Annotated in this window: 5 protein-coding genes; all 5 read right to left on the reverse strand. The window is 24.1% G+C overall.

Annotation, left to right across the window (positions count from 1 at the left end; all coding sequences use genetic code 11):
• Nucleotides 1-441, reverse strand: a 441-nt coding sequence (locus Q0V09_RS07300; RefSeq protein ID WP_297488009.1) for a MotA/TolQ/ExbB proton channel family protein, incomplete at its 3' end; no start/stop codon positions are given.
• Between the two features lie 18 nt (nucleotides 442-459).
• Nucleotides 460-795 (reverse strand): hypothetical protein, encoded by a 336-nt coding sequence (locus tag Q0V09_RS07305; protein ID WP_297406102.1) that lies wholly within the window; start codon nucleotides 793-795, stop codon nucleotides 460-462.
• Nucleotides 792-3,647, reverse strand: a complete 2,856-nt coding sequence (locus Q0V09_RS07310; RefSeq protein WP_297488012.1) for a tetratricopeptide repeat protein — start codon at nucleotides 3,645-3,647, stop codon at nucleotides 792-794. Before Q0V09_RS07310 ends, Q0V09_RS07305 begins: the two co-directional genes overlap by 4 nt.
• A complete protein-coding gene (locus Q0V09_RS07315) occupies nucleotides 3,644-4,180 on the reverse strand; it encodes a DUF116 domain-containing protein (RefSeq protein WP_297407479.1) in 537 nt (178 codons plus the stop codon). The genes Q0V09_RS07310 and Q0V09_RS07315 overlap by 4 nt, the downstream gene beginning before the upstream one ends.
• 102 nt (nucleotides 4,181-4,282) lie before the next feature.
• Nucleotides 4,283-5,191, reverse strand: a 909-nt coding sequence (dnaN, locus tag Q0V09_RS07320) for a DNA polymerase III subunit beta (RefSeq protein ID WP_297488015.1), incomplete at its 5' end; no start/stop codon positions are given.

Genomic DNA, 5,191 nt, shown 5'->3' on the forward strand with positions numbered 1-5,191 from the left:
ATCTCCTGTTCCATGTAATGATACTGCTTGGAAAGCTTTAATCATACCTGTTACAGTTCCTAATAATCCAATTAAAGGTGTTGTATGTGCTACAACTGATAATAACCACATATTTCTTTCTAATTTTGGTATTTGAGCTAAAGCAACTTCTCTTGCTTTTTCTTCTAAACTTTCAGTATTAGTACTTCTAGTTTTGTACCAAAAGATTAAAACCTCTTTTAATACTTTTGCTGTTGAACTTTGCTTTGTACCTAGAGCAGTTATAGCTCCTTTTATATCATTTTTTTCAATTGCTTGACGTAAAATAGGTCTAATTCTAGACATATTTACATTTTCATTCATTTTAAAATATACAAATCTCTCTATTATTACATAAAGTCCTAGTATAGACATTAGAACTATAAAATACATAAGTATTCCACCATTTGTTAACCAGTACATTTTAAACCTCCCAATATTTTATAGTGCTACACCTAATGTCACTAACGCTACTATTCCAATTACATATTTCCAAATTGGAGTTCCTTTATCTTCAATTAAACTTTTATTTAAGTCATTATCTTTATCACTTAATTGAATTATTTGCTTTTGATCTTTGTAATTATCTGCAGATATATTTTTATCTTCTAATTTTATTGCATCTGTACTTAACTTTACATCTGTACTTGTTGATTTTGGTATTATTAATTGTTCTTGATTTACTCCAGTTACCTCTTTATCAATAATTACATTTTCGCTATTAGCAAATAATCCCATTGATACTACCATAAATCCAGCTAACATTAATTTTTTCATTCTTTATCTCCTCCATTAAAAAAGTTTTTATATTTTTCAGAAAGTTTTGGATCTACTTCCTGTAATTTAAGATAATACTCTTTTGCTTTTTCTACTTTTTTCAATTTCAAATTTAAAAAAATTAATTTCTCTAAAAAATAATCCTTATTAGTACTTTTACTTTTCAATAACTCCTCATATTGCGCTGAAGCTTCTTTATACTCTTCTAATTTTTCATAACTTTCAGCTATTCTTATTTGAGATTCTAAAGAATATTTACTTTGAGGATATAAAACATAAAGTTTAGTATAGTTTCTTATTGCATCTTTTAATTGATCTGAATCTTTTTGAATATTTGCAACTTCATATAATGCCTTATCTTTATACGCACTGCTTTCCATTTGAATAGCTATATCATAGTTTTTTTCTGCAGAAACATAATCTTTTTTACTTAAATAATAATCTCCCAAACTTACACCTGCAAAATCTTTATAATCATCTGTTAATAACAATTTTTCTAACTCAATTTTTGCTTTTTCAGGTTCATTTTTTCTTATTAAATATCTAGCTGTATAATAAGTTTTTTTATTATCTGTTGTTATTTTTTCAATCCATTCTAATTCTTTTTCAAAGTTTTTATTTGATTGATTAAGATCAATTATCTTCATTAAAGATTTCTCTTTTAAATCTTTATCCAATGTTTCATTATATAAATTTTCATAAGTAGCAATACTATTTTCATAGTCTCCATTTATTCCATAAAGTTCTCCCTCCATTAAAAAAACATTATCTTTTAATGATGAATCAGGATATTCTTTTATAAATTCATTACTTTTTGTTGTAAATTCTGGAATATTTTTCATTAAATATAATGATGAAATCTCCCAATAAGCTCCATTTTCTCTATATTTAGGATCCTTTGCTGTTGTTGCACTTATATGATAATTTTCTATTGCTTTTAAATAATCTTTTTCACTATAATATGTTTCTCCTATTTGAAATTGTGCATAATCTCCCATATTTGAAACTAATTTTAATTTGTCAAAATACTCTCTAGCTTTTTCTGGATTATCCATTCTAAAGTAACTTATAGCTACCTTATCAACTACATCTTCTAATCCAAATAAGCTATCACTTTGAATATATTTTTCTCCATAGTTAACTACATCAGGATATTTTTCCCATAAAAAATAATTTCTAATAGAATTATATTTAGCTTTTTCTTTTAAAGCCTTATCTGCCTTAGAATCATCTTTAGTAATTTGATTAAAATATATTTCCGCTTCATCATATTTTCCCATACCCATAGTTGCAATACCTTTTAAATAAGTATTTTCCTCTGATGAATCTTGTATGTTTAAATATTCCAAAACATCATTATAATCTTTCTGAGCAATTAAAACATCAATTAAATTAGAAATAATATCAGTATCTCTATTTGTTTCCAAATAATTTTTATATAACTCTACAGCTTCCTCAGATTTTTTATCACCTATATATTCATTTGCTAATATCATAGTTATATTTTTTCTATATTCTTGATCTGTTGGATACATATTATTATACTCTTTAATATATGAATATATATCTTTATTATTTTTTAATTTTGATGTTGCTACAATTAACTTATATAAATTCTCTTTTGTTGGGCTCATATCATAATTTTTCTTATAAAACTCTTTAGCTTTTATAAAATCTCCCTTTTCAAAAGCCGATGTTCCTATTAAATTATTTATTGCAATTTTTTCTGCTGGTAAATAATTAATACCATTAACTAAATTTATATTTTCTAATATCCAAGAATAGTTTTTTCTTTGATATTCTATAAGCATTTGATAATAGATACTTTCTTTCTTATATTTTGTTGTAAATAATTTTCTAAAACTAACTAAAGCTGTATCATAGTTTTTAAGTTTATATTCACTTAATGCTATTCCATAAATAACCTCAGAGTTATTTTTACTCGTTATTTGAGAATAATAATCAATAGCTTCTTTATTATTATTCTTCACTAAGAAATAATCTCCGAAACTTTTTAAAGCTTCATTATATAACTTTGAATTATTTTTCAAGCTCAATAATATGCTTTTAGCTTTTTCTATATTCTCTTGTTTTAAATAAATTTCAACAGATGTTAATATTGCTAAAGATTTATATTCAGAATTTTCTGGACTTTTAATCAATTTATTAAAATATTCTAAAGCCTTTGTATTTTCATTAATTTTATAATAAGAAGATCCGTATAAGTAATTAACCAATCCCTCATTTGATTTTCCTCCACCTCTATAAAATTCATCTAAATATACTGTTGTTTTAATATATTGAGAATTATTATATGCTGCTAACGCTAGATTAAGAACTATCTCATTATATCTACTTCCTTGTAATAATAGTGCATCATTTAATTGGCTTTGCGCTCTTAAATAATCTCCATTATCTAAATAACCTCTTCCTATTGATAATAATATATCTTCGTATGTATCTTTTCCATCAACAGTTGATCTATTTACCATACCAGCTATTTTTTTAGCTGAATTATACTCTTTTTTTCCTGCATAACTTTTAGCTAAATATAAATAAATTGTATTTTTATCATCTTCTTTTAATTTTTTTAAATTTAATGCCTTATTTAATACTCTTATTGAATTGCTATAATCGCCATTCATATAATAAACCTGACCCATTCTAATTATAATGTTTTTTAAATATTTCGAGTTCGGATATTTTTCTATAAAACGATTAGATTCTTGTAAAGCCATTGAATATTTTTTTTGAATGAAAAGTTGATCTAAAAACTTAATATCCTCTTTTTGAGACGCATATAATCCAGAACATATTAATAATCCTGCTATTAATAATTTCAGTTTTCTCACTCGATTCCCACCTCTCTTAAAACTTTTCTTATCACTTCTATTGATACCTTTGTATCTATACAGGGTGAATTAATGATTTCATTAAAAACACCATAAACAGGCATTGGAAAACTATCATGTATCCCTGACATTAAATCTCTTTTACAAGCTACTGCAATAACTAAGTTAGGTTTATATTCTTTCAAATATAACCTTGCTAAAGTTCCACCTGTAGCTACTTTTACACTGATATTTTTATATTCCTTTTTTATTTTTATAAAATCAGAAATATCACACATCCCACACATTTTACAATTCTCTATATTATTTGTTATTTTTAAATTACAATTATATTTCTGAATACAGTGTGGTAATAAAATTGACACTTTTAATAATTTTTTATTAGCTATTTTTTTCAAAACTATTTTATTATTAAATTTTATAAATTTATTGGCTATTTTACTATTTACTAGGTCTTTTGAAAATCTCTCTGATATTAAAAACCTTAAATAATATATTTCATAAATTAGTTTTAGTATATAAAAATTGATCATTATTTCTCCTTTAATGAAAAAATATTATCCAAATTATACCACAAATAATTACATTTTCAAAATAAAAACTAGCTTACTCTGTAAGCTAGTAGTTTTTATTTTCTAGTCTTTCAAAGCTAAAGGCATCACAATGTACGTATAATTGTCTTCGTTTACTCTTCTTAGTCTTACAGCACTATTAGATGATGTAAATTCTAAAGATATTTCTGAATTTTCCTTATCTCCAGATTGAGTAAATTCCAATAAAAATTTAACATTTAAAGATATTTTTAAATTATCTCCTTGAAAATTAATTTTTGAAATCTCCTTTGCTTTAGCTATCTCTCCTGTACCCTCTATTTCCAAAGTATCATTATTTAAAGTAAATATCGCTCCAAACTTTGATTCTGAATTATTCTTTACAAAAATTTGAATTCTTTTAAGCATTTTTTCAAAATCTATTTTATTTATTTCTAATTTTTTATTATAACCACTTGCATCTAATATTGCTTTATAATTAGGAAATGGTAAATCTATTACTCTACTTATAATTGATATATTTCCAAGTTTAAAATACAATTGTTTATTTTTTTGAATAAATAATATCTCTTCTTCATTTCCATTTCTTAATAATTTTGATATAGCATCTATTGTATTTATAGGTATACTCACCTTAAATGATTTTTCACTTTTTTTATAGTCATTCTCTAAATACGTTAATCTATATGTATCTGTTGATATAAATTTAATTTTATTCTCTTCTATTTCCATTCTTATACAATTTATTGACAAATTATCACTAGACATAGATGCTGAAAATTTAACTCTATCAAAAGCATCTGCCAAATCTAATTTTTTAAAATTAAATTCAAACTCCTCTTCTTTAACTTCATCATCTTGAATTCTAGGAAATTCGTCAGCATTCATAAGCGTAAATTCTGAAGATGAATCTGACGTTTCTATTGTTAAAGTGTCCTCATCTATATTTAATAAAATTACTTCATCTTTTATCTCTTTTAAATACTCTTCTAC

Origin of the sequence: uncultured Cetobacterium sp. (assembly GCF_947039425.1) — a bacterium.
GTDB lineage: Bacteria > Fusobacteriota > Fusobacteriia > Fusobacteriales > Fusobacteriaceae > Cetobacterium_A.